The organism is Microbulbifer agarilyticus S89 (genome assembly GCF_000220505.1).
Classification (GTDB): Bacteria; Pseudomonadota; Gammaproteobacteria; order Pseudomonadales; family Cellvibrionaceae; genus Microbulbifer; species Microbulbifer agarilyticus_B.
Genome location: NZ_AFPJ01000042.1, coordinates 38,070 through 62,839, shown reverse-complemented (window position 1 = coordinate 62,839; position 24,770 = coordinate 38,070). Strand labels below are relative to the sequence as shown.

Annotated in this window: 16 protein-coding genes; 10 read left to right on the top strand and 6 right to left on the bottom strand. The window is 56.1% G+C overall.

The window, feature by feature from the left end:
- Positions 1–40 precede the first annotated feature (40 nt).
- The 4 genes from AS89_RS0113385 to AS89_RS0113370 are packed head-to-tail and all read left to right on the top strand — an operon-like array spanning position 41 to position 8,848.
- A complete protein-coding gene (locus AS89_RS0113385; RefSeq protein ID WP_029250032.1) occupies positions 41–2,398 on the top strand; it encodes a beta-galactosidase in 2,358 nt (785 codons plus the stop codon).
- Positions 2,395–5,274, top strand: a complete 2,880-nt coding sequence (locus tag AS89_RS18250; protein ID WP_010133203.1) for an SMP-30/gluconolactonase/LRE family protein — start codon at positions 2,395–2,397, stop codon at positions 5,272–5,274. The genes AS89_RS0113385 and AS89_RS18250 overlap by 4 nt, the downstream gene beginning before the upstream one ends.
- A 31-nt stretch (positions 5,275–5,305) precedes the next feature.
- Positions 5,306–7,885, top strand: a complete 2,580-nt coding sequence (locus tag AS89_RS0113375; protein WP_237709691.1) for a glycoside hydrolase family 2 TIM barrel-domain containing protein — start codon at positions 5,306–5,308, stop codon at positions 7,883–7,885.
- A 51-nt stretch (positions 7,886–7,936) separates the two neighbouring features.
- Positions 7,937–8,848 carry an SMP-30/gluconolactonase/LRE family protein gene (locus AS89_RS0113370; RefSeq protein ID WP_010133201.1) on the top strand — a complete coding sequence of 304 codons (912 nt, stop codon included), beginning with the start codon at positions 7,937–7,939 and terminating at the stop codon, positions 8,846–8,848.
- Positions 8,849–8,951: 103 nt separating this feature from the next.
- Here the strand turns inward: AS89_RS0113370 and AS89_RS0113365 are convergent, their stop codons facing one another.
- The 5 genes from AS89_RS0113365 to AS89_RS0113345 form a co-directional block, all read right to left on the bottom strand.
- On the bottom strand, positions 8,952–10,409 hold the full coding sequence (locus tag AS89_RS0113365) for an aldehyde dehydrogenase family protein (RefSeq protein WP_010133200.1): 1,458 nt from the start codon (positions 10,407–10,409) through the stop codon (positions 8,952–8,954).
- Positions 10,410–10,482: 73 nt separating this feature from the next.
- The gene (locus AS89_RS0113360; RefSeq protein ID WP_010133199.1) at positions 10,483–11,313 is read right to left on the bottom strand and encodes an enoyl-CoA hydratase/isomerase family protein; all 831 of its coding nucleotides are present in this window, start codon (positions 11,311–11,313) and stop codon (positions 10,483–10,485) included.
- On the bottom strand, positions 11,306–12,493 hold the full coding sequence (locus AS89_RS0113355) for a CaiB/BaiF CoA transferase family protein (RefSeq protein ID WP_010133198.1): 1,188 nt from the start codon (positions 12,491–12,493) through the stop codon (positions 11,306–11,308). Before AS89_RS0113355 ends, AS89_RS0113360 begins: the two co-directional genes overlap by 8 nt.
- Entirely contained in the window at positions 12,490–13,764 is a 1,275-nt protein-coding gene (locus AS89_RS0113350; RefSeq protein ID WP_010133196.1) for a CaiB/BaiF CoA transferase family protein, read from the bottom strand. The genes AS89_RS0113355 and AS89_RS0113350 overlap by 4 nt, the downstream gene beginning before the upstream one ends.
- Before the next feature lie 3 nt (positions 13,765–13,767).
- A complete protein-coding gene (locus tag AS89_RS0113345) occupies positions 13,768–14,946 on the bottom strand; it encodes an ABC transporter substrate-binding protein (protein WP_010133195.1) in 1,179 nt (392 codons plus the stop codon).
- Positions 14,947–15,197: 251 nt separating this feature from the next.
- Here AS89_RS0113345 and AS89_RS0113340 point away from each other — a divergent pair, with 251 nt between their 5' ends.
- The gene (locus AS89_RS0113340; RefSeq protein ID WP_010133194.1) at positions 15,198–15,986 is read left to right on the top strand and encodes an IclR family transcriptional regulator; all 789 of its coding nucleotides are present in this window, start codon (positions 15,198–15,200) and stop codon (positions 15,984–15,986) included.
- A 275-nt stretch (positions 15,987–16,261) separates the two neighbouring features.
- On the opposite strand, the gene AS89_RS0113335 is transcribed toward AS89_RS0113340, so the two are convergent.
- Positions 16,262–16,918 carry a 2-dehydro-3-deoxy-6-phosphogalactonate aldolase gene (locus AS89_RS0113335; RefSeq protein ID WP_010133193.1) on the bottom strand — a complete coding sequence of 219 codons (657 nt, stop codon included), beginning with the start codon at positions 16,916–16,918 and terminating at the stop codon, positions 16,262–16,264.
- Between the two features lie 197 nt (positions 16,919–17,115).
- On the opposite strand from AS89_RS0113335, the gene AS89_RS0113330 reads away from it, so the two are divergent.
- From AS89_RS0113330 to AS89_RS0113310, 5 genes are all read left to right on the top strand, one after another.
- The gene (locus AS89_RS0113330; RefSeq protein ID WP_010133192.1) at positions 17,116–18,681 is read left to right on the top strand and encodes an MFS transporter; all 1,566 of its coding nucleotides are present in this window, start codon (positions 17,116–17,118) and stop codon (positions 18,679–18,681) included.
- 51 nt (positions 18,682–18,732) lie between these two features.
- Positions 18,733–19,506 (top strand): SDR family NAD(P)-dependent oxidoreductase, encoded by a 774-nt coding sequence (locus tag AS89_RS0113325; protein ID WP_010133191.1) that lies wholly within the window; start codon positions 18,733–18,735, stop codon positions 19,504–19,506.
- A 25-nt stretch (positions 19,507–19,531) separates the two neighbouring features.
- Positions 19,532–20,686: a mandelate racemase/muconate lactonizing enzyme family protein gene (locus AS89_RS0113320; protein ID WP_010133190.1), complete on the top strand. Its 1,155-nt coding sequence runs from the start codon at positions 19,532–19,534 to the stop codon at positions 20,684–20,686.
- 100 nt (positions 20,687–20,786) lie between these two features.
- Positions 20,787–23,240 (top strand): beta-galactosidase, encoded by a 2,454-nt coding sequence (locus AS89_RS0113315; protein WP_010133188.1) that lies wholly within the window; start codon positions 20,787–20,789, stop codon positions 23,238–23,240.
- Between the two features lie 388 nt (positions 23,241–23,628).
- Positions 23,629–24,768 carry a mandelate racemase/muconate lactonizing enzyme family protein gene (locus AS89_RS0113310; RefSeq protein ID WP_010133187.1) on the top strand — a complete coding sequence of 380 codons (1,140 nt, stop codon included), beginning with the start codon at positions 23,629–23,631 and terminating at the stop codon, positions 24,766–24,768.
- The last annotated feature ends 2 nt before the right edge of the window (positions 24,769–24,770 follow it).

The following is a 24,770-nucleotide window of genomic DNA, read 5'->3' as shown; positions in this document are numbered from 1 at the left end:
ACACACCATATTTTCATAATCATTGAGGTGGGGACCCACAATGCGGTATCGAATCTTGTTGCCGGTTTTAACTTGCCTTGCGGGAGCGCTGATAGCTGCCTGTAGCGAGCGTTTGGATGGCCAGCAGCAGACCAGTGCGGCGCAATTGGATAAGCGCCCGATTGGCGAATCCTTATGGGATTTCGAAGACACTGCAGTACCGCCAGAGATCAAATTGCATAATGCGGTGGCCACGTTGGTTGGAGGTACAACTGACAAGAATGGGCAGGCACTGAATATCAAGCTGCAAACGGAAAACCACTACACAGCTGGCTTTTCCTTTTCACCCCAATCGCCATGGGACTGGAGTGAACTGGGTACGTTTGCATTTGCACTGGACATCGCCAATCAACAGCCATCTTCTGTGCATTTTTATGTGAAAGCCCACGATCAACAGGGTAAGACCCATAACCGTAGTTTTGTCGTGCCAGAACGCTCGGATAACACCTACTTCTTTGAGCTGAAAGGTCCGGATCTTGGGGTAGAGACCGGCATCCGGTCCAACCCGCCTTCGTGGGATAGTAAGTACCAAGATATTATCTTTCGCTACGGCGCGAAAGATTTGGATGTGAGCGCAATTGCGCGTATCGAATTCAACGTTGTCGGAGTGCTGGAAGACAAAGAGATTCGCATCGACAATGTTCGTTTGATTCAACCGCAATCGTTGGATCAGGACTACCTGAAAGGTTTGGTCGATGCCTTCGGGCAAAGTGCCAAGCGCGAATTTGCAGGCAAGGTAGATTCGGTTGCAACTTTGCGCCAGCAAGCTGAGGAAGAAGGATCCATCCTGCGTAAGCAACCACTGGAGGGGCGCTCTCGCTTCGGTGGTTGGACCCAGGGACCAAAGCTTGATGCCACCGGCTTCTTTCGCACACAAAAGGTCGACGGAAAATGGACGCTGGTGGACCCGGAAGGCTATCCCTTTTTCTCCACCGGTATCGCCAATGTGCGCCTGGCCAATACCTCCACCATTACCGGTTACGACTTTGATCGGGGTGCGGTTCCCCAGCGTGCGCCCGGTGATTTAACCCCTGAAGATTCCTTGGGGCTTAACCCTGTGCCGGATGCTGCGCTTCCTTCGCGCCATATCAGTTCTTCACTGCGCGCAGAAATGTTCACCTGGCTACCGGACTACGGCGATCCACTGGGCGAGAACTTTGGCTATCGGCGGGAAGTGCATACCGGCGCGATTCCGCGCGGTGAGACCTTCAGCTTCTATCGCGCAAACTTACAGCGCAAGTACCAGATTACCGACGACGAACAGCTGATGGCGAAATGGCGTGAGGTCACCATCGACCGCATGCTCAGTTGGGGCTTTACGTCTTTCGGTAACTGGATTGATCCCGATTACTACCAGATGGATCGCATTCCCTATTTTGCCAATGGCTGGATCATCGGTAACTTCAAGACTGTCAGTAGTGGCAAAGATTACTGGAGTCCACTGCCAGACCCCTTCGATCCATTGTTTAAGGAACGCGCATTCATTACGGCCGAGCAGGTCGCAAGGGAGGTGCAGGGCAGCCCTTGGTGCGTTGGGGTATTTATCGACAATGAAAAGAGCTGGGGCCAGGAGGGTTCTACCGAAACCCGCTTTGGTATCGTCATCAATACCCTGTCGCGGGATGCTGTCGATAGCCCTACCAAAGCCGAATTCGTGCGGTTGATGCAGGAGAAATATGCCTCCATAGAACAGCTCAACCGCGCGTGGGATACCCAGATCTCTTCCTGGGAGCAGTTTTCTGGTGGCGTGGCATTGGCGAGTTTTAACCCTGCGATGGTGGAGGACTTTTCCGCACTGCTTGAACACTACACCGGGCAGTACTTCAAAGTAGTGCGTGCAGCAGTGAAGCACTTTATGCCCAATCACTTGTACCTGGGCGCGCGCTTTGCAGATTGGGGCATGACTCCGGAGGTGCGTCGCGCTGCAGCTAAACATGCTGATGTGGTGAGCTACAACTACTACAAGGAAGGCGTCAGCGACAAGTTTTGGCATTTCCTTGAGACATTGGACAAACCGAGCATCATCGGTGAGTTTCACAATGGGGCACTGGATTCCGGCTTGCTCAACCCCGGTTTGATTCACGCGAGTTCGCAAGTGGATCGAGGGAAGAAGTACACCGAGTACATGCACAGTGTGATCGACAACCCCTGGTTTGTGGGAGCCCACTGGTTCCAGTACATCGACTCCCCGCTGACCGGCCGCGCATACGATGGGGAGAACTACAATGTGGGTTTTGTGAGCGTTACCGATACGCCCTACGAGCCCTTGGTTGATGCCGTCACCCGCTTGAACAAAAGCCTTTACCAACGCCGCTTTACCAGTAGCGAACAAGCTGCCGCACAGGGTGATACCCCGTGAGTAAAGCGTTGCCAGTCATTGCAGCATTTGCCGGGTGGATATTGCCAATCACCGCTAGCGCAGGTAGTTCTGCAGAAATTTTTGACCCGCGGGTATTGTCACTACTGGATCCCAAGGCGGAAGTAGAGGTGGTCAGCGAGGGCTATGTGTGGGCGGAAGGGCCCGTGTGGGTACCGCCGGCATCTCGAGTTGGCCGGGGGCAGGGAGCACACGGAACCAGTACAGGGGGCAACGCGAATACTGCAGCCACTGGCTATTTGTTGTTTTCCGATATTCCCACGCATCGTGTGTACCGTTATGTCCCGGGCGAGGGGGCAAGCGTTTATCTGGAAGACAGCGGCTACTCCAACGGCCTCTTGCTGGACCGGGACAATAGCTTATTGCTCCTGCAGTCCCGGTCGCGGCGCGTGGCCAAACTCACTGCGCCGCTCGACACACCACAACCAAGGTATACAGCTCTCGCTGAGTCATTTGAAGGCAAACGCCTGAACAGCCCGAACGATGGCGTGCTGCACCACACCGGTACCCTCTACTTTACCGACCCGCCATACGGGTTGCCCGCACAACTGGAAGACCCGGCTAAGGAACTGGATTTCCAGGGTATTTATGCGCTTGCGCCATCCGGGGAACTGACCTTACTGGATGACAGCATCCATCTGCCCAATGGCATCGCACTTTCTCCCGACCAGCGCCGCTTATATGTTGCGGCTTCCGATCCCAATACACCGGCGTGGTACCTGTATGAGCTTGATGCCGACGGCGTGCCGGGTCCGCGTCGCGTATTCCACAAACTGGATCGTAAAGGCCTTGGCGCCCATCGAAGTGGTTTGCCGGATGGGTTGAAGGTGCACAGTTCCGGTACGGTGTTCGCCACCGGCCCCGGTGGTGTGTGGGTGCTGGATGAGGAGGGGAAGCACCTCGCTACTATCCCGACACCGAGTGTTGCGGCTAACCTGGCATTTAATGCCGACGAATCGGCAATCTATATCACTGCGCACAAAACCCTGTTGCGCTACCAACTGCGCTCCCAACCTGTGCGCTTCACGGATGTTTCCGCAGCCCGCGGTCTGGTTACAGAACCCACATGGAAATATGGCGGTCCCGCGGTTGCCGACTTGAATGGCGACGGGCGCTACGAGCTGCTCCTGGGTAACCACGATAAGGTCCCTGCACAGCTTGTTTGGGCCACTGGTGAGAATCACTATGCATTGGATCCCGCACCACTGATGCGTTGGGATGTCCACGGCATTGCCGCTGGTGACTACGACCTGGATGGTGACCAGGATGTAGTGGTCGCACTCGGTGGTGGCAACGGCAGTAGCCCCCAGCCACCGCGAATTTTAAAAAACAACGATGGAAATTTTGTCGATATCACTGAAGGCAGTGGTATCGAGCACATGGGCGCACGGGGCCGCTCTGTGCGTTGGATCGACATGGATCACGATGGTGATCTGGACCTGTTGCAGATCAACGCCATGATGATTCCCGGAGAAACAGGACCGCGCAATATCCTGTTCGAAAATATCGCCCAGGACCAATTTCGCTACCGCAGCCATCCTCAGTTTGAATCCCTCGACGCCGAACGCGTACTGGTTACCGATTTTAATGGCGACAATGTGAGTGACCTGATCACCTTCGCGCCGCTTGGCTTATGGGCCGGAGACGGTGAATTTGGGTTCGAAGATGTCACAGGTGAATGGCTGCCGAAATCGGTGGAGCAGGACTTTGTGATGGCGGTGGCAGAGGCAGACATCGACAACGATGGCGACCTTGATTATTACCTTGCCCGCGGTAAAACCTATTATCAAATTGCCAACAATGCCGTCGCCTTCGATGCGCGGTCACGGCGATTGGACTTACGAGATGAAGGTAATAGCGGGCACGACGGTATTAGCTTCACCGCGGATGGGGAGCTCCAGCTCAATCATTTTTTCCACTGGCACCGCGGTGTAAAGGTAACACTGCCTGTGTACCTCGGTGAAGCGGGGGTGGCACTGGACACACCTGCAGGTGCTGACCGCATTTCGGTGAGCCGGGAACAGGCTATAGGTTTCCCGGCGGACCTAACGAAAAACGGCTGGTATCTGGGCCACGTGCGTGACGGCCAATGGCGGCTTGAGTGGCGCCTCAATGACAACCTGGCGTGGGACCTGCGCGCTAGTATTCACGGGGTAACTTCCGTAACACCGGATTGGCAGCCCCAGGAGCTCGGAGTCCCAGACCTGCTGTTGCGCAATGAGGGAGACCGGTTTAGCGACGCAAGCCAGCTGCTGCCGGTGCAAACCACCGATAATAATTGGGGTGTGGCAACCGGTGACTTCGATAACGATGGCTTTGAGGACTTTTTCGTATATCGGTTTGGCGCGCTGCACCAGCGCAAGGTTGACTTGCTACTGCGCAATCGCCAAGGCAAGGACTTTGGGCTGCAATTAATGCATGGCGCCACTGCCGTGCCGCAGTCCGGGCATGGCGACATGGGGGCCGCGTTCGACTACGACCTCGACGGAGATGTCGACCTGCTGAGTGGCGACGACGATCAGGGTCGCTGGCACTTGTTTGAAAACCAGCTAAATGATACATCGCCCGCGAATGACTTTTTATTGGTCAACGTAGGTTATTCACCAAAGGGGGCGGATGCTTCTGCGGCAACCGTGCGCCTGACAGTTACCCACGGGGAAACTGAACTCACCCGACTCAAGCGCGTTGGTTCCGGCAGCGCCACACACTCGCAAAGCCAACTGAATCTTGTGCATTTTGGTCTCGGCCAGGGAATGCTGCCGACGCGCGTGGAAGTGGTATGGCGAGACGGTTCCCAGCAGCAACTCGAACATCCCGTACCAGGTTCCAACATTGCTTTTGGCGAACGCCGCCAGTGACCTGCCGCCAGATACTATTACAGGAAATACCGTGAAAACTTCAGTCTCTATTCGGTCGTTTGTTCTTGTTACTTCGGTCCTTTTTTTGTCCGCCCTAGTATCAACGGCGCTCGCTAACCCCTCTACATCGATTAGCGCTTCACTAAATCGAGGAGAGGTTGGGCCTGTACGCTCCACCGATTTTAATTTCGGTTGGAAGTTTAAGCTGGAAGACAGTAGCGACTTTAGGCACGCTGATTACGATGATAGTGGGTGGCGAGCGCTGCGCTTGCCACACGACTGGAGTATCGAACAGGATTTTGACCCATCGCTAGATGGCGCCACTGCATATTTACCCGGAGGCATTGGCTGGTACCGGAAGTCTTTCGTTACCCCGAAAACCGCAGGTAAAAATCGCTCTCTTCTGTACTTTGATGGCATTTATAACCATTCAGAAATTTGGCTGAATGGGACCCGCGTCGGTGGCCGCATCAACGGCTATACCCCGTTTTACATCGATATCACTGATCATCTGCTTGATCCGGGTAAGCAGAACCTAGTGGCCGTGCGCGTCGACCGCAGTCGCTACATCGATAGCCGCTGGTACCCCGGAGCCGGTATCTATCGAGATGTGAAGTTGGTTTCCGTGGACCCATTGCATATCCCCATCTGGGGGTTATTTGTCAAAACACCAGTAGTCACGGAAGAGCGTGCCGAAGTAACACTAGATGTTGAGGTTGCCAACCAGCGCGATGAATCTGCGCAATTTACCATCCACTCGGTGATTTTGGATGGGCAGGGACGTGAGGTCGCAAGAGCGGATTCCAGTAGCAAACTTGCGGCGGATCAATCTGGCACCTTCATGCAGGCTCTCTCGATTAAGTCGCCCAGCCTTTGGAGCCCTGATACCCCCTACCTATATCGTGCGCAAACCACGATCTTGTCGGGCGATGTGGTAGTGGACCGACTGGAAACGCGCTTTGGCGTGCGCGAAATTCGTTTTGACCCGAATACCGGCTTTTACCTGAATGGTGTGAACACTGAAATCAAAGGCGTAAACCTGCACCACGATGCCGGAGCTGTCGGTGTCGCGGTGCCAAAAGACGTCTGGCGGCGCAGGCTGGAAAGTTTGAAGCGGGCGGGTACCAATGCCATCCGCACCGCACACAACCCGGCCTCTCAGGAATTTCTCGACCTGTGTGACGAAATGGGTTTTCTGGTCCAGGCGGAAATTTTTGATGAATGGGATAACCCCAAGGACAAGCGGCTCAACCAATGGGAGCGCCATGACGACCGGATCAGCCGGGGATACGCCGACTATTTCCAGCAGGAAGCCGAATCCGACCTCAAGCTCTCGGTAAAGCGCGATCGCAACCACCCGTCGGTGATTATGTGGAGTATTGGCAACGAGATCGAGTGGACCTACCCGCGTTACAAGGATGCCACCGGATACTTCGACATGAACGCATCCGGCAATTACTTCTACAACCCGCCGTTTATCACCGAGCAGGAAATCAAGGATCGCTTTCACGGCAGCGAAGCCGGGCAATACGTGTTGGCTAAAACGGCGGCCAAACTCTCGGGCTGGGTTAAGGAACTCGACACCAGTCGTCCTGTAACCGCGAACCTGATTCTGCCTTCGGTGAGTCATATCTCCGGTTACACTGATGCGCTGGATATTGTCGGCTACAGCTACCGTCGTGTGATCTATGACTATGGGCACGAGAAGTACCCGGAGAAAATGATCATGGGTACCGAAAATGTGGTGCAGTGGCACGAGTGGAAGGCCATCGAGGAACGCGACTTTATTCCCGGCACGTTCTTATGGACCGGTACCGACTACCTGGGCGAAGCCCATGGCGCCTGGCCGCGCAAGGCGGTGCGCAGTGGCCTGCTGGACCTTGCAGGTTTTGAGACTCCCGCCTATGACCTGTACCGCACCCTGTGGAATCCAGCTCCCTATGTGGCAATCACTTCCCAGACGGAAGAGAAATCCCTGTATCGCCGCGATACAGACGGCAAGGTGGTAGAAAAGACGCCGGGTGCCTGGGAGCAGCGTGTGTGGGGGTGGCAGGATGTTAACCGACATTGGAATTACGCCAATGGCGAGCTAGTGATTGTCGAGGTGCTGAGCAACTGCCCGCAAGTCGAACTGTTCCTGAATGGAAGCTCGCTGGGCGCCAGGGCCCTTGCTGACAATCCTGACCGTCTCCTCAAGTGGGCTGTCCCGTTCGCCGGGGGTAAACTATCCGCCCGGGGTATCGATGGTTGTGTGGCGGCCGCGGAGGTGGAGACGGCGGCGCAACCGGTGTCTATCGAGCTCACTTTTGACCGCGACTTACTGCCTGCGGATAGCTACAGCGTGGCGCATGTGGAAGCACAGCTGGTGGATGCCAAGGGCCGCCCGGTGCGCCACCAGGAGGCTAATATTGAGTTCCAACTACCCGAGAGTTTGGAACTGTTGGGTACCGACAACGGTCGTTCGGCGCTTATGGAGCGTTACAAGAGTGAACGATTGCGCACCAGTGAAGGCAAGGCACTACTGATTGTACGTGCCGCCGGGCAAACCAAACCTGTTGATCTGCAACGTAGCGTATCGGCGAAAATTACCGGTTTAGTAAAGGCACAGTAGCCGACTCAGAAATTATTATCGAAAAATACTGAATGAATTTGAGGATTACACGTGAGTGATCAACCGCTGGATTCGCCGAACAAAAAGCCGGGCTCGGAAACCGTATCCGCTGAAGTTTTTGATGCGCGGATATGCAGCTTGGGCGAGGGCCCGCTGTGGCATCCATTGCGCAAGACCTTGTATTGGGTGGACCTACTGAATAACAAAGTGTTGGCCAAGGGCCCCGATGGCGCGCAAACCTGGGATATGGGCGAAATGCCTTCGGCGATAGGCTGGGTGGATCGCGACCGTGCCCTGGTTGCCTGCCAGAGTGGCCTGCACCTGATGGATTTGAATTCCGGCGAAAAGACCCTGCTGTGCGTATTGGAACCCGATATGCCGGGCAATCGCAGCAATGACGGCCGCGCCGACCCCTGGGGTGGTTTCTGGATTGGTACCATGGGCATCAATGGTGAGCCGGACCAGGGGAACCTTTATCGGTGGTACAAAGGCGAACTGCGTCGGCTCGATTCAGGAATGACAGTACCCAATGGCATCTGCTTTGACCGCGAACGCTGTTATGGCTACTACGCAGACTCTGCAAAAAATACCGTTTACCGCGTACTGCTGAATACCGCTGATGGCTGGCCCATGGGTGAGCCCGAAGTCTTCCTGGACCTGAGTACACAGGAGCTGATTCCCGACGGCGCAGTAATGGATGGGCAGGGCAATATGTGGTCTTCACTATGGGACAGCGCGCGCACCCAGTGCTTTGACCCGAGCGGCCGGGAAATCGCGGCGCTGGAAGCGCCAGTGATTCGCACCACCTGTCCGGCGTTTGGGGGGGAGGATTTTACCGATATGTATGTGACCACCGCCGCAGTTGGGCTGGAAGATCGCCCGGGGGCTAAGGTCGCCAATGGGGTCACGCTGGTCTATCGCAACGCGGTCAAGGGGCTCCCCGAACCCGCAGTGATCGTTTAGGTTTGGCCAAAACATCTGAGCGGTAAGGCTTGGGTCATTTATCCATCTACAGAATCGTTGTTGAAACGGGGGCTAGGCCCCCGTTCTGTCAAGTGCCACCGCACTAGTTGCAATTCAGATACACCGCGCGTTTTTGCAGGTATCCCTCGATGCCGTAGATGCCATCTTCGCCGCCGATACCACTGCGCTTGTGGCCGGAATGGTAACCCTGGATGTAGCCGACAATTTGCTTGTTCACAAACACTGTGCCTACTTCCAGTCGGGCAATGCCATCCATGATGATGCGGTAGTCGTTGCTCCACAGGTAGCAGCTCAGGCCGTCGTTGCGGCGGTTGGTGATGGCAACCGCTTCGTCAAAGGACGAAATTTTGACGATGGGCAATACCGGGCCGAAGATCTCTTCACGGGCCGCCGCCATGTCTGCCGTCACCTCGGTGAGCACGGTGGGCTGGTACCAGTTACCGTTTTCAAACTCGCTACCTTGTGGGCGGCCACCACCATAGGCGACAGTCGCGCCGGCATTAATGGTTTCCTGCACAATGGATTCCACCCGGTCCAACCCCTGTGCGGTCACCGATGGACCCATGCTGGGGTTGTCCATGGGGTTGCCCACCGTGAGTGCTTTTACTTTCTCCAGTACTTTGCGGGTGAATTCGTCAGCAACCTTTTCGTGTACCAGCACCAGTTCTGCACAGATACACACTTGTCCGCAGTTTGCGTAGCGGGAGATCACCACCGCATCCACGGCTTTGTCGATGTCGGCATCGTCCAGCACGATAAAGGACGCTTTACCGCCCAGTTCCAGGGATACCGCGGTTACGTTTTCTGCCACCGCACGACAGATCGCCTGGCCCGCGCGGATACTGCCGGTGAGTGTCACCAGCTGGGTAATCGGGCTTTTTACCAGGTGCTCGCCAACCGCAATGCCGCTGCTGCTAATGATGTTGATCACACCTTTTGGAATGCCGGCTTCCTCGACAACCTTGGCAAACTCCATGGCGGTAATCGGTGTCGCCTCGTGGGGTTTCACTATCATGGTGTTACCGGTTACCAGTGCCGGGCCCACTTTGCGGCCGATCAGGGCGAGCGGGTAGTTAAACGCGCACAGCCCGACGGTTACGCCGTAGGGTACCTTCTGAATCCAAAGCTGTTCGCCTGCGTTATCGGAGGGAAAGATATTGCCTTCGATGCGGCGCGCAGCCTCTGCGGAGTAGGTAAGGTAATTCAGGGTATCGTCGAATTCGCCGTAGGCTTCGTTCAGGGTTTTGCCCTGTTCGAGTACCAGCAGGCGGGCAAACAGGTCGCGCTTTGGTTGCAGTGCTTCAATCAGGCGAAACAGATGACGGCCACGTTCGATTGCCGGCAACATTTTCCAGCTTTGCAGTGCAGCCTGAGAGGATGCCAGTGCAGCGTTTGCCTGTTCCAGAGTGCAGTCGGGTACGCTGCTGAATACTTCGCCGGTCGCGGGGTTTTCCACCGACAGCTTTTGTGCGCTGTCGACCCAATTGCCGTCGATATAGCACTGGTAATGGGGTTGCGCGGTTGTGCTCGATGTACTCATCATCTTCTCCTTGTATTTTTTATATCTGGGTCTGATCGATTGATTTGGGACTGATTGTCTCTACGGATTACGTTTATCGATTAAACACGGGCGAACGCTTTTCCAGAAAGGCTTGTAAGCCCTCTGCGGCGTCGGGTGTTTCATACAGCGCGTCTGCCAACTCGGCCTCCAGCGCCAGCCCCTGGGCGAGTGGCAGTGAGCTGCCTTCACGCAAGGCGCGCTTGGTGGCGGCGATGGCGCGGCCCGGGCTGCGTGCAATTTCGTTCGCGAACTCACGCGTTCCCTCGGCCAGGGAATCGCGGCTGTAGGTACCGTCCAGCAAGCCCAGTTCTTGCGCATGGCTCACTCCAAAAGTATCGCCGGTAAGCAGGAGTTCCATGGCTGCCCGTCGGCCAATACGGCGCACCAGACGCTGGGTGCCGCCATTGCCTGGGATCAATCCAAGCTTGATTTCAGGCAGGCCAAACCGGTAGTTGCCTTCCGCTGCGAAGATAAAATCGCAGGCCATCGCGATTTCCAGGCCGCCGCCGAGGCAGTGCCCGGAAATCTCGGCGATATAGACTTTGCTGCTGTTTTCAATCGCATTCGCGTTGATCCGTGCGGCGGCAACCAGTGCGAGATTTTGTTGTACGCTATTACTCGCGAATACCTTGATGTCCGCGCCCGCACAAAAGAACTTTTCCAACCCACTTTTGATCACCACCACGCGCACGCTATCGTCTTGCTCCAGAGTGCGAATGACCACGCCAATTTCCCGTAGAAATGCTTCGTAGTAGGCGTTTGCGGGGGCCAGATTCAGTGAAATGTACGCAACGCCTTCCGCAGATTTGGTGAGTGCTACTCGAGCGGGCGTGGCCGTTGTCTTTACCATTGTCTCGCCGAGCGGTGTGTGACCTTCACTCATGGCTCATTCCTTTCAATGCGTTGAGGAAACTTTGTATTTCCTGGTTAATTGCTGCCTGGTGTTGCCCCAGTTGTGGCGCAGGTTGGCTGCCCCAAAGGCACTGTTCATCAATCCGGATAGGGCAGCGGCTGGTGGTTAACGCGTTGCCCCCGGGCATGGGGAGTGACTGCAACATGCCGAGGGTTTTGAACCCTTCGTGTGCCAGTAACTGCTCCCAGTCGAGTACCTCGGCACACCAGATGTCTGCGGGCTCTAGCAGTGACAGCCAGTGCGCAGTAGTCTGGCAGGGCAGGTGGTCGGCGAGAATTTGCTTGATGGCATCGCGCTCTGCGAAGGCGAGTGCTGGGTCGGAAAAGGGTAGTAATGCGGGGCAGTCGAGCAGGCGCGCGAGATCCTCGACCCGTCCCATCGACAGCGCTATATAGCCGTCCTGAGTGCGGTAAAACCCGTAGGCGCCGGCAACCAGCGCATGGGCGCCATTGACGGCCGCGCGCTCGATGGATTGCTCCGGGTCGTGCAGGGCAATGGTGAGTGGTTCGAACTGAAAATCCAGCATCGCTTCCAGCATGCTGATCTGCACATGGCTGCCTTCACCGGAAAACTCTCGCGCAAATACGGCGGCGAGAATACCCTGTACCAGTTGCGCGCCGGTAAAGATGTCGGCAACGGGCACACCCATGGCGACGGGGCCGTCTGCCCGGCTGCCGGACAGCCACGTGAGGCCGGAGAGTGCCTGTAGCAATAGATCCTGCCCGGGGCGCTCCGCCCACGGACCAACGAGGCCGTAGCCACTGATTTCCCCGTAGACGATTCCCGGATTCAGGCTTTTTACGGATTGGTAATCGAGGCCCAGCCGGTGCATCACCCCGGGGCGGAAATTTGCGATGAGGATATCCGCTTGCTTAATCAGCGTATTCAGCGCATCCCGTTGAGCGGGGTCCTTCAGGTCCACACAAAAGCTTTCCTTGTCGCGGTTGATTGCGTGGAACAGCGTGGACTCACCTTCCAAAACACAATCCGACAGGTAGAGGTTGCGGCCGTCTTCGCCGCGCTCCGGGCGTTCGATCTTGATCACCCGGGCGCCCAAGTCGGCTAGCCTCAGTGCGGCGGAAGGGCCAGATAGAAACTGGGAGAAGTCGAGTACGAGTAAGCCGTCAAGCGGTCGCTGCAGTTCACTCATTGTACAACCTCCTGCTTTGCCAGCAGTGTTTGCCGGATGTGTGCGGTATCGGCACCCAGTACCGGGGCAGCTCTGTGACAGGTAAAGCGCTGCCCGTTAATCTGTAACGGGCAGCGGGTTGTCGTTACGGTGACTTCGTTGCCGCGCGCATTTTGCGCGGGTCGCGAGACCTGTAGCTCCATGGCTACTGCCTTGAACGCGGGGTGCTGCAGCAGGGTGTCGTAGTCCACGACTTCTGATGCCCAGATGGCGGCGGTGTTGAGGCGCTGCATCCAGTAGTCGGTTGACTGAGTGCGCAGATGCTCTGCGAGCGTGGCCTTGATGGTATCGCGCTGACTGAACGCTTGCTTGTCAATATCGTTTCGGATGAGCGCCGGACACGCCAGTGCCTCTGCCAGTGGTCCCAGCGGACCCATGGAAATTGCGATCCAGTGGTCTTTGGTCTGGTAGATCCCGTAAGGGGCGCCGAGGAATGCGTGGGCGTTGGCGATTTCACTGCGGCTTGGTGGCTGCTGGCCATTGTTCAGGTAGGTAGTAAGCCCTTCAAACTGAAAGTCGATCATGGACTCGAGCAGGCTTACCTGTACTTTTGCACCGGTATTTCCCGCTTCTATTCCTTCTGCCCCTTCTATTCCTTCTATTTTCCCTATTCCATTTGCGCCGTTGTCCGCAGGGTATTTTCCAGAGCGCTTTGTGGCGCGCTGCCGGCGCACCAGAGCGGCGAGAATACCTTGTGCCAGATGGGTACCGCACAGCATGTCGGCAATGGCGAGGCCTAGCGGCACCGGCCCCTGGTCGCGATTGCCCGAGAGCCAGCCGAGTCCTGACACCGCTTGCGCCAGTAGGTCCTGGCCGGGCTTGTGTACCCAGGGACCTTCGTTGCCGTAACCGGATACTTCCCCATAAATAATGCGCGGGTTAATTGCCTGTACACTGGTGTAGTCGAGCCCGATCTTTTCCATTACCCCTGGACGGAAGTTGTGGGTCATCACGTCCGCCTGACGGATCAGTTGGCGGATCGCCGCCAGATCACCCGGGTTTTTCAGGTCTGCACAAAAGGACTCTTTATTGCGGTTGATGGTGTGGAACAGCAAGCTGTCACCATCCACCCATAAATCCTTGGTGGCGAGATTGCGGCAGGCATCGCCGCTGCCCGGGCGTTCTATTTTGATTACCCGCGCACCGAGGTCTGCCAGGCGCAGACCCGCATAGGGGCCTGCCAGGTACTGGCTGAATTCGAGAACGGTGATGCCTTTGAGTGGTTGCGTCATGAATTAACCCTGACGAGATTTCACATACAGTGCATTGAGTTGGTCGAGCAGTGCGTTGGCGTCGCCGCCGTGCATCAGGTAGTTGCGAATAGGTGCGCCCGAGTTGTCCTGGAAGAACATATGCCCGTGGTAGCGCGGCCGCAGGAAGGCGCGGTCGAGCGTGGGCAGGGTGTTGGCGAAATAGTCGTTGGTGAGCTGGTTCGCCGGCTCGGCTTGCCAAGCGGCGCGGTGCCCCGGCTGGCCGCCGTACTGGATATAGAAAGACCCCTGGAAGTCCGGGTTGCCGGCAAACTCCACAAATTGTGCGGCCACTTCTGCGTGTTTGGTCTGGGCGGAAATTGCCAGGCCGGTGCCACCGAGGGTGGTTTTCAGGTGTTCTGCCTTGGGCCCTGCGGTGACCGTATCGCGGAATGCCAGGCGCTTGCGTGCATAACCCGGCTGCGCGTAATTCGCATAGCCATAAGCAAATGGGCAGTACGCGAAGTCGTCGCTGAGGGTCATTGCCTCGTAGACCTTGATCGGGTTCCAGTCGAAGCAGCGGCGATCGAGGTTATCGGACAGGGCCTTCAGCATGCCCAGCGCTTCCAGGCCCACCGCACTACTGACTACTTCCTCTTCGCCCACACAGGGGTCTTCACCCATGGCTGAACACAACATGTAGAAGTTCATCAGGGTGTCTTGGGGAATGCTCGGCACAGCCACCAGGCCTTGCTCGGCTAGAGCCATCAAGTCTTCCCAGGTTTTTGGCTCGTCCAGCCCCTTTTGTTGCAGCAGGTCTGGGCGCAGGGAAGCGACGGGAGTGGCGGCATCCAGGGCGAGGGCCCACTGCTGGCCGTCGTAGTTGTAGGAGTTATGGGACTGGCCCACGGCATTGTCTGCCTGGTCCTGCAGAAAAGCGGCTGGCAGGTAATCATCCAAAGGCAGAATCACTTTTTCCCGTGCTGCAAACCCGGTCCAGGGGTGATCGATCACCAGCAGGTCGTAACGGCCGGCAAGGTCGTCGATGGGGTGGTCGGCGAAAGCCTGCAGTGAGCGCTTGTCCCACTCGATGGTCACGTGTGGATTCAATTCTTCAAAGCGCTGGGCGGCCGCCACCATGGGGGTGAAACCCCGGGTGTGGTTCCAGGTCATACCGCGCAGAACAATTTGTTCCGGGCTGCTGTTGCTTGTTGAGCTGCTCATGATTTTCTCTCGGTAACTCCCGTCGGTGTTGGTCGACAGGTTGCGGGCTGTGTTTGCCCGCTGGTTGGCGGCTCATCAGGATTTTTATATATAAAATTATTGTTCAAGTATAAAAATCGTTTTTTGCCGGTGTCAACCTGTGCTTAAATGCGCGAATCATCAAAAAGGTTTGCAGAAGCCCGAACAGCAATGGCTTGAATGCGACCGGTTGATTGTTTTGGGTTGATCGAAACGGGTTTAAGGGGAAAGCGGTGCCCGCAAAAGACAAAGACAAGAGTGCAGGCCAGAAGAGCGATAACGGCAGTAAATATGCGGTTCCGGCGCTGGATAAGGCGCTGGAAATACTCGAATTTCTGGCGGCGGAGTCGCTACCGCTGTCGCAGTCCGATATAGCCCAGGGTATTGGGCGTACTACCAGTGAGATCTTTCGTGTTTTGGTTGGCCTCGAGGCCCGTGGGTACCTGTTGCGGGAGGAGGTGTCCGGCAAATATCGGGTCTCCCTCAAATTGCTGGAACTGACGCGCACACTTTCCCCTGTCTCCCAGTTGCGCTTTGCCGCACAGCCGGAGATGGAGGCACTGGCGGCGCGACTCGGGCAGTCCTGCCATTTGAGCGTGATCCACCAGGGGCAATTGATGGTGGTGCTGCAGGTACAGAGCCCGGGGCCGGTATCCCTGTCGTTCAATGAAGGCACTCTGTTCCCGCTGCTGCAGACGGTTTCCGGCCGGGTGCTTCTGGCTAATTGCGATCCTGGGCGTCGTGCGGATTTGCTGCGCGGCGTGCATAACCTGACGGAGGCTGCCGAAGTGGAGCAGTCGTTGTTGGCAGTGCGCGAGGCCGGGTTCGAGCTGTGTACCAGTGAACTAACCGATGGCGTTACCGACTGCGCGGCGCTGGTGGGTCGGCCCGAAGGCGCGACTATTGCTGCATTGGCGGTGTCCAGCCTCACTTCGGTGGTTGGCAAGAAACTGGAGCGTGAAGAATTGATTCGCGCGGTACAGGAGTCTGCCGGCCGTATCAGTGCGTCGCTCGGGCTTTGATGGTGTTTGAGTGCGTTGAACGTTGGGGTGTGCAGACCTATCAGGCCTAGAAGGCTTACTAGAAGATTTAAAGGGCGCGCTCTTTCCAGATATAAAAAAAGCGCCCCAAAAGAGGCGCTGAAGCGAGAGAAAATGCCCTGTTCGCCACAAATGGCGTTGTGGCAGGGCAAAGATTGCGAAGAGTCAATCGCAACTGACAACGTGTATTGATGCTTGGCCTGGGCCGCGGAGGTTAAAGCCACGGTTGCATAACCACACATCGATACGGGGAGAAACTAGTCGCCGAGCGCCTGGGCGCGCTTGGCTGCATCGACCATGATGCGCGCCTTGTCGGCAATCTGGCTGGCGTTATCGCCCGCCGCATATATGTTGGATCCCAGGCCAAAGCCACGGGCACCGGCCTGCCAGTACTCATCCATATTGGTGTCGGTGATGCCACCTACCGCCAGGGTAAGCACATCTTTTGGTACCACCGCGCCGAGGGAGGTCAGGTACTGTGCCGGGAAATCTGCCACCGGGAACATCTTCAGTACCCGGGCACCGGCCTTGAGCGCGCTGAAGGCTTCCGTGGGGGTGAGGCAACCGGGAACAGAAATCAGGTCACGGTCGACAGTGGCCCGGATAATTTCCGGGTCGCAATTAGGTGAAACAATGATCTTTCCGCCGGCATTTTGTACACTCTGTACCTGCTCTTCGGTGAGCACGGTACCGGCACCGCAAATGGTGGTTTCGCCGAAGTTGTCCATGATGGTGGCCAGTCGCTCGATGCTTTTGAGCGGTTCCACAGGGGAGTTCAGCGGAATCTCGATAGCGCGTACACCGGCCTCTAGCAGGGTGTTGGCGACCATATCGACTTCATCTGGGGTAACGCCGCGAATAATGGCGATCAGTGGGCAGGCTTCCAACGCCTGATGAAACTGCTGGCTCAGCATGTTGTATTCCTGTTGTTCTTACTGGTCTTTTCCCACAGGGGGTCAGGATGGAGCCAGTATAAGGGGTTACAGGAATATTTGTATATAGTTAATTGTTAACAAAAAGGAAATGGGGTTGTATGATGGGCCTACATCAAGTGGTGCCCGTTCCAGCAACCTGCGGTCGGAGTACCCATAACAATAAAGAGGGTCGTCCGATGAGAGGATTTCAATTAACCGCCTTCAAATTTGCCGCAATTGTGGCGTTTGGCGGTTTCATCTTTGGTCTCGACGCGGCGCTGATTTCCGGCACCGTGCGCTTCATTACCGCTGAGTTTACCCTGTCTGACCTGCAAGTGGGTACCGTGGTAAGTGCGCCGGGTTTTGGGGTGATCTTTGCCCTGCTGGTTACCGGGCGTATCTGCGATGCCTGGGGCCGCAAGACGGCTTTGCTGATCATCGCTGCCTTATACCTGTTATCGGCGATTGGCTCGGTCCTCGCGCCCAACTTTGAAATGCTGGTGGCCGCGCGATTCCTCGGTGGTTTGGCATTTACCTCCCTGTCTCTGGCCTCCATGTATATTGGTGAGATAGCGCCGGCGAATATGCGCGGCAAGCTGGTCTCGATGAACCAGATCACCACAGTGGTGGGGCTGTCTGCCGCGTACTTCGCCAACTACCTGATCCTGCAAGCTTCCAATGCGGACGCCGCCTGGGTAACCACCTTGGGTATCGATCAGTACACCTGGCGCTGGATGCTGGGGGTGGAAGTTGTGCCGGCGCTGATCTGGCTACTGATGCTTCTGATTATTCCGGAGAGCCCGCGCTGGCTGGTGCTGAAAGGTCGTCTTAGTGAAGCGCGCGTAGTCATGGGTAAGCTGATGCCTGCGGTTCATATTGAGCCGCAGATCCAGGAGATTCAGGAGAGCGCTGCCGCTGCGCCTAGCGGTAGTTTCCGGCAGCAAGTTGCCGAGATTTTCAAACCGCGCTTGCGCACCGCCTTCTGGGTAGGCCTCGTCATTGCGGTGGCCCAGCCGATTACCGGCATTAACGCGATTATGTTCTATGCGCCCACTGTATTTGAGCAGGTGGGTATTGGTACCGATGCGGCCTTCCTGCAGGCGGTTGTTGTGGGGGTGGTGAGTGTGATGTTCACCATCCTGGCGTTGCTGCTGATCGACCGCCTCGGCCGTCGCCCGCTGGTGCTGTTTGGTTTGGCCTGGGGTGGTGTCAGCCTGTTCCTGTGTAGCTGGGCATTCAACCAGGCGAGCTACGAACTAACAGCGGCCTCGCTGCAGGCACTGGCGGCCGCGAATATTGATGTGTCGGCAATGCAGGCGCTGGTGGGTACTGCCTTCGAAACGGACGTGGCCTTCAAGCAGGCGATGTATCAAGCATTGGGCGAGGCCACAGCCCGTGCCAATGAAGGCCTATTGATCCAGCAGGCAATTCAAATTGATGCCACGCTGGTGCTTGCGGGCATCATGTGTTTTATCGCGTCCTTTAACCTGTCTATCGGGCCGGTTATGTGGGTGTTGTTCTCGGAAATCTTCCCCACCCATGTGCGCGGTGTGGCCATTCCATTCTTTGCGCTGATTGTGAGCACCGTCAGTTACTTCGTACAGCAGTTCTTCCCCTGGCAGTTGAACAATATGGGCGCTGCGGAAATCTTCCTATTTTATGCCGCTTGCATCACCGTGAGCCTGGCGCTGTTGTTCCGCTTGCTGCCGGAAACCAAGAATAAATCCATCGAAGAGATTGAAGCCACCATGGTGCGCGCGTAAGCGCGCACCGCAAACGGCGATAAGCGACGATTAAATAAGTGAGTAGTCTTCATGTCTAAAGCCTTGCTGGATCAGAAGGTGGTTGTAATCACGGGCGCTGCCGCGGGCATCGGCTGGGGTATCGCACAGGTGTGTGCCGAGGCAGGTGCCACTGTTGTTCTGGCAGATATCAACGATGCTGGCAATCGCGTTGAAACACTGCGGGACCGCGGTTTTGAGAGTGCTTACTTTCCGTTGAATGTGGGCGATGCCTCGGCGATAGACCCATTTATTGAGTCGGTGGTGGCGCGCTTCGGACGTATCGATGGCCTGGTGAACAACGCTGGCGTGACCATCGAAGGCGACTTTCTCGATTTTGATTTGGACAAGCTCGACTGCTTGTGGGAAGTCAACCAGCGCTCCGTATTTCTGTTGTGCCAGGCTGCGGCGCGGCGTATGCAGGCCGGTGCGGCGATTGTAAACATCGCTTCCAATCATGCCGGTGCCAGTGTGGCTGGCTACGAAATGTATGCCGCAACCAAAGGCGCCATTGTGGCAATGACCCGCGCTATGGCCTGGAGCCTGGGCAAGAAAGGTATTCGCGTAAACAGCTTGTGCCCGGGCCTGACGAAAACCGAGGCGGTTGCCAAGGTCGCAGATGAGAGCCCTGCGCTGGCCGCATCCTTTGACAAGATGCACGCGGACAACAAGTACAACACGGTCGAGGAAGTGGGGCATATCGCCGCCTTCCTTCTGTCCTCCTGTTCCGGGGCCATGACTGGCTCCAACATCACTGCAGACCATGGCCTCAGTGCCAGTCTGTGTCCCACCGATGACCTGAAATAATGGCTTCAAAGAAGGGCTGGCTGCGATGAAGATTTCCGATATCAAGGTATACCCGGTTTGGGTTGGGCACCGGAACTTGTGCCTGGTAAAGGTGGAGACCGATGAGGGCGTTTACGGTTGGGGTGAATCCGGCCTTTCCAGTCGTGAGTTAGCGGTTGCGGGTGCGGTAAAACACTATCGTGATTTTCTGATTGGCCGCGACGCGCGCAATATTGGCGCGCTGTGGCAAGAGATGTACCGCAGTCAGTATTTCGAGGGCGGTCGCGTGCTGACCGCTGCAATTTCCGCCATTGATATCGCGTTGTGGGATATCGCCGGCAAGGCGCTGAGCGTGCCGACCTATCAATTGCTGGGCGGCAAGCAGCGCAACGAAATTCCGCTGTTCGTCACGTCTACCAAGCCCATGGGTCAGGCGCTGATGGATGACTTCCGTGCATTGCGCGAGCAGGGTTGGGAAGTGATTCGCGCGACTACAGGTGAGCACGGTAGCCCTACCGAACCCACCACATTCGATGTGCGCAAATCCATTGCGGCGGCGGCCGGTAGCTTGAAAGAAATTCGTCAGGAACTCGGCGAAGAGCTGGTGCTGGGCATCGACTACCACCACCGACTCTCCGTGGCGGAAACCGCAAGTTTTTGCCAGAAGTTGGGAGAAGGGGTGCTCGACTTTCTTGAAGAACCCATTCGCGACCAGTCGGTGACTGCCTATCAGGGTCTGCGCAAATTGACGAATGTGCCGTTTGCAATTGGTGAAGAGTTTGCCAGCAAGTGGGACTTCATGCCTTACATCGAAAGTGACCTCACCAATTTCGCCCGTATCGATGTGTGTAATGTCGGCGGCTTGACCGAGGCCATGAAGGTGGCGGCAATGGCGGAGAGTCATTACATCGACATTATGCCGCACGACCCGTTGGGCCCGGTGTGCACCGCCGCAACCATCCAGATGTGTGCCGCGGTACCGAATCTGGCGTGGTGCGAAATCGCTCCCTACGATAGCAACAAGTCTGATCACGACAAGTACTTTATCAACCGGCCGCAAGAAGTGAATCGGGTTTACCAGGTGGATGACGCGCCCGGTCTCGGTATCGATGTAAACGAAGAATTGATTGCCGAGCAGTCGTTTAAATTTTGGGAGGCACCGCGCCTCTACAAACCCGACGGTAGCTATACCAATTGGTAAGAAATCGTTTGTTGGCTTTTTTCAATTGAAAAGGGCAGTCGCGATACGAACGACGATTTCTTCAGGAAATACATATCAATAATTAGACGTGGAAAAGACGATGGAAACCAAAAAAGCAGCCGCTAAAGCGTCGGCCGCCGTGTCACATTCAACACCTTTGATTCGTTCTGTGCTGGCCCTCGCCATAACCGCGGCGACATTGGGCGGTTTGGCCGCCTGTTCCGCAGAGCAGGGCGATAGTGCACAAAGAAGTGGTGCGCAAAAAGACGGTGCAGTGTCTGGTGCGGATTCCAACCTGCTGGCAGAAGACTTTGTGCTGGAAGGGTTTGATAAGGATGGTGTGCCCGCGTCGGTGCAGGTGAACAACGGTACCGCGGCTCTGGTGGATGATGGTGCCGGTGGCAAAGCGCTGCAGGTCAAGCTGAAACTTGCCGAGCACAATAACGCGGGGCTTGTCATTCAACCGGCAGAGGCCTGGGACTGGAGTGAGTTTTCCGATTTTAACTTGGCCTTTGATGTTTCCAACGATGGCGAAGAGTCTGTCCAAATCGACGTCACCATGGCAGACAAAAACGGGGATTTCTACACACGTGGACTGGTTGTCCCAGCGGACGGCGTAGCGCGCACTTACTACGCGAAGCTGCACGGGCATGATCAGGAAGACCCCAAGGCCGCAGCACAGAATGAATTCAACTTTGCCTCCGGCCTCCGCTCCAACCCACCCACTTGGCAGTCTGATGACATCATGCTGCATTCCTTCTGGGGCAAAAAACTGTTGGATTTGAGCGGAATTACCCAAATTTCTTTTGGCTCTGATGGCAGTCTGAGCGACCGCCAGTACACCATTGATAACCTGCGCCTGCGTGCGAACCCGGAAATGGATAAGAATTTCCTCAGCGGGCTGCTGGATCAATATGGTCAGAATGCCAAGGTGGATTACGTCGGCAAGATTCACTCTGACGAGCAGTTGCAGCAGGTTGTTGAAGCGGAGCTGGCAAGCTTGTCCGGTGAGCCGAACGCAGATCGCTCTAAGTTCAGCGGCTGGAAAAACGGGCCAAAGCTCGAAGCGACCGGTTACTTCCGTACCGAAAAGGTCAATGGCAAGTGGGCGCTGGTGGACCCGGAAGGCTATCTCTATTTCTCCACCGGTATCGATATTATCCGCCTGTCGAATTCCTCTACCATTACTGGTTATGACTACGATCAGGCGCTGATCCCGAAGCGCAGCGCAGAAGACGTGATTGCCGAAGATGACCAGCCGCTGAATCGTGTGGATGAGAAGGCCTGGGCCACCCGCGAGTTGATCTCCCAGACCCGCGCGGATATGTTCGAATGGCTGCCGGGCTATGACGACCCACTGGGGAATCACTATGGTTACCGTCGCGAAACCCAGTCTGGCCCGTTGAAGCACGGGGAGACCTTTAGCTTCTACAGCGCCAATCTGGAGCGTCGCTACGGCGAGACGTATCCGGAGTCTTACCTGGATACGTGGCAGAAAGTTACCATCGATCGCATGCTGGACTGGGGCTTTACTTCCCTGGGTAACTGGGCAGCGGATTCCTACTACAAGGAAGAGCGTATTCCGTTCGTTGCGTTTGCAGACATCATCGGTGAATTCAGCACGCTTTCTAGCGGCTTTGATTTCTGGCATCCGGTACCGGACCCTTACGACCCGCGTTTTTATGCCCGCGCTGTGGTTGCGGCGGAATCCGTCAGCGAGCAGATTAATGCCAGCCCATGGTGTATGGGTATTTTCTTCGACAATGAGCAGAGCTTTGGCCGTCTGGAATCCAATGAGCTGCATTACGGTATTGTGATCAATGCACTGTCGCGGGACGCGGCAGATACGCCGGCCAAGGTTGCCTTCAGTAAAGTTCTGAAAGAAAAATACGGAAACATTGACGCGCTGAACAAGGCCTGGGACAAGCAGGTCGCTTCGTGGGAGGCGTTCGACAAGGGCATGGACTCCAGTGTGAGCACCGATGCGCAGCTGGAAGACTACGCCACTCTGTTGTTCGAATACGGCAATCAGTACTTCGGCACGATTAACAAGGCGATGAAGTCTGTGCTGCCCAACCACCTGTACCTGGGCTCCCGTTTGCCAAGCTGGGGCATGCCTCCGGAAATCGTCAAGGCGGCGGGTAAAAACGTCGACATTATCAGCTACAACCTGTACGAAGAGGGCCTGGTCCCATCCAAGTGGGCGTTCCTGGCGGAGATCGACAAGCCGAGCCTGATTGGTGAGTTCAGCTTCGGCTCCGATGATCAGGGCCATTTCCACCCGGGTATCGTTATTTCCTCGGATCAGAAAGATCGTGGCCGCATGTTCAAGAACTATATGCACTCGTTTATCGACAACCCCTGGTTCGTCGGTGTGCATATGTTCCAGTACATGGACTCGCCGATTACTGGCCGCGCCTACGATGGTGAGAACTATGCCAACGGCTTTGTGTCGGTTGCGGACGTCCCATATGTGGAAATGGTCAAGGCGGCCAAAGAAGTCCACGAAGGGCTCTACGAGCGTCGCTTCGGTGGTGCGCGGTCGGAAGACTAATTCCACCCATTTGGCCGGCTAGGGTGGCGGTTCCTAATCCTCCGTCCTTTGAGAGCGCGCTGCCCGCCGGGTAGCGCGCTTTTTTGTTTCAAAACAAGCAGTTATGTCCAATTGGGGCAACAATAACGTTTACATTTCTGTTAGATGACTGTAGATTGTTGACAAAATGCTTGTCTATCAATCTCTGTTAGCTCTTTTGTCAGAAAGTGATTTCCGCCTAGTAGTCTTGAGGCGGGTTTCGCGCTCTCACTTCGTGCGTGTGCGCTGTTTTCATATTGTTTCCAGAAGCACGGTAAAAAGTGATTGACGAATATTGTTAACAATCTACAATAGTCGACGTTGTATCAATGAAGTTCTAATAACAAGACACGGATTTTGGGGTTCCTCCATGCTGATGGAAGTGCAAGAGCAGGCGTCCGCGCTGCTACCCGCGAGCGCGATTGCCGCTACAAAAGTCGAGTACTACCAGATACCTCTGGCCGAAGTGCTCTCTGACGCCCGCCATGGTGACCACACCCATTTCGAGCTGCTGGTGTTCCGCGTACGTTGTAATGATGGCCTGGAGGGGGTTGGCTATACCTACACGGGTGGGCGCGGTGGCCGTGCCATCTATTCCCTGCTGCAAGACGATATTCAGCCCTTGCTGGAGGGTAAGGATGCCAATGAAATCGGTGCTGCTTGGGAAGAAATTCAGTCGCACCTGCACTACGTGGGTCGCGGTGGTCTGCTGAGCTTTGCACTGTCCGCCGTGGATATCGCCCTTTGGGACCTGCGCTGCAAACGCCTAGGCATGCCGCTGTGGAAGGTGGCCGGTGGTGCGGACAACACCACCAAGTGTTACGCCGGTGGCATCGACCTGAATTTCAGCGAAGCCAAACTGCTCGACAATATTTCCAGCTACCTTGCGCGCGGTTTTAACGCGGTCAAGATCAAGGTCGGTAAGGATGATTACCGGGAAGATGTGGCGCGGGTGGAAGCGGTACGCAAGCTGATCGGCGACGATGCCATTTTTATGGTGGATGCCAATTACTCCATGACCGTGGAGCAGGCCGTTCGTTTCGGGCGCGCCATCGACCACTGCGATATTACCTGGTTTGAAGAGCCCACCATCCCCGATGACTATCTCGGTTACGGCCGTATTGCCGAGGCGATCAATATTCCGTTGGCAATGGGCGAAAACCTGCACACCATCCACGAATTTACTTACGCGATTGCGCAGTCGAAGCTCGGCTTTCTGCAGCCGGACGCATCGAATATCGGCGGTATCACCGGTTGGTTGAAAGTTGCCGAGTTGGCCTACGCCCACAACCTGCCAGTGTGCAGCCACGGTATGCACGAGCTGCATGTGTCACTGATGGCGAGCCAACCACACGCAGGCTACCTGGAAGTTCACTCTTTCCCAATTGATGAATACACCACCCGCCCCATCGTGTTGCAGGACGGCCGCGCTGTTGCCTCCAATGAGCCCGGCACCGGCGTGGTGTTTGATGATGCACTGCTGCGACCACATCTGGTCAAGTACACATAACA

Coding starts and splice junctions, on each gene's coding strand:
- AS89_RS0113350 (WP_010133196.1), bottom strand. CDS start 13,764: ATGACGCAACCACTCAAAGGCATCACCGTTCTCGAATTCAGCCAGTAC.
- AS89_RS0113310 (WP_010133187.1), top strand. CDS start 23,629: ATGCTGATGGAAGTGCAAGAGCAGGCGTCCGCGCTGCTACCCGCGAGC.
- AS89_RS0113385 (WP_029250032.1), top strand. CDS start 41: ATGCGGTATCGAATCTTGTTGCCGGTTTTAACTTGCCTTGCGGGAGCG.
- AS89_RS0113325 (WP_010133191.1), top strand. CDS start 18,733: ATGTCTAAAGCCTTGCTGGATCAGAAGGTGGTTGTAATCACGGGCGCT.
- AS89_RS0113360 (WP_010133199.1), bottom strand. CDS start 11,313: ATGAGTGAAGGTCACACACCGCTCGGCGAGACAATGGTAAAGACAACG.
- AS89_RS0113355 (WP_010133198.1), bottom strand. CDS start 12,493: ATGAGTGAACTGCAGCGACCGCTTGACGGCTTACTCGTACTCGACTTC.
- AS89_RS0113345 (WP_010133195.1), bottom strand. CDS start 14,946: ATGAGCAGCTCAACAAGCAACAGCAGCCCGGAACAAATTGTTCTGCGC.
- AS89_RS0113330 (WP_010133192.1), top strand. CDS start 17,116: ATGAGAGGATTTCAATTAACCGCCTTCAAATTTGCCGCAATTGTGGCG.
- AS89_RS0113335 (WP_010133193.1), bottom strand. CDS start 16,918: ATGCTGAGCCAGCAGTTTCATCAGGCGTTGGAAGCCTGCCCACTGATC.
- AS89_RS0113315 (WP_010133188.1), top strand. CDS start 20,787: ATGGAAACCAAAAAAGCAGCCGCTAAAGCGTCGGCCGCCGTGTCACAT.
- AS89_RS0113320 (WP_010133190.1), top strand. CDS start 19,532: ATGAAGATTTCCGATATCAAGGTATACCCGGTTTGGGTTGGGCACCGG.
- AS89_RS0113365 (WP_010133200.1), bottom strand. CDS start 10,409: ATGAGTACATCGAGCACAACCGCGCAACCCCATTACCAGTGCTATATC.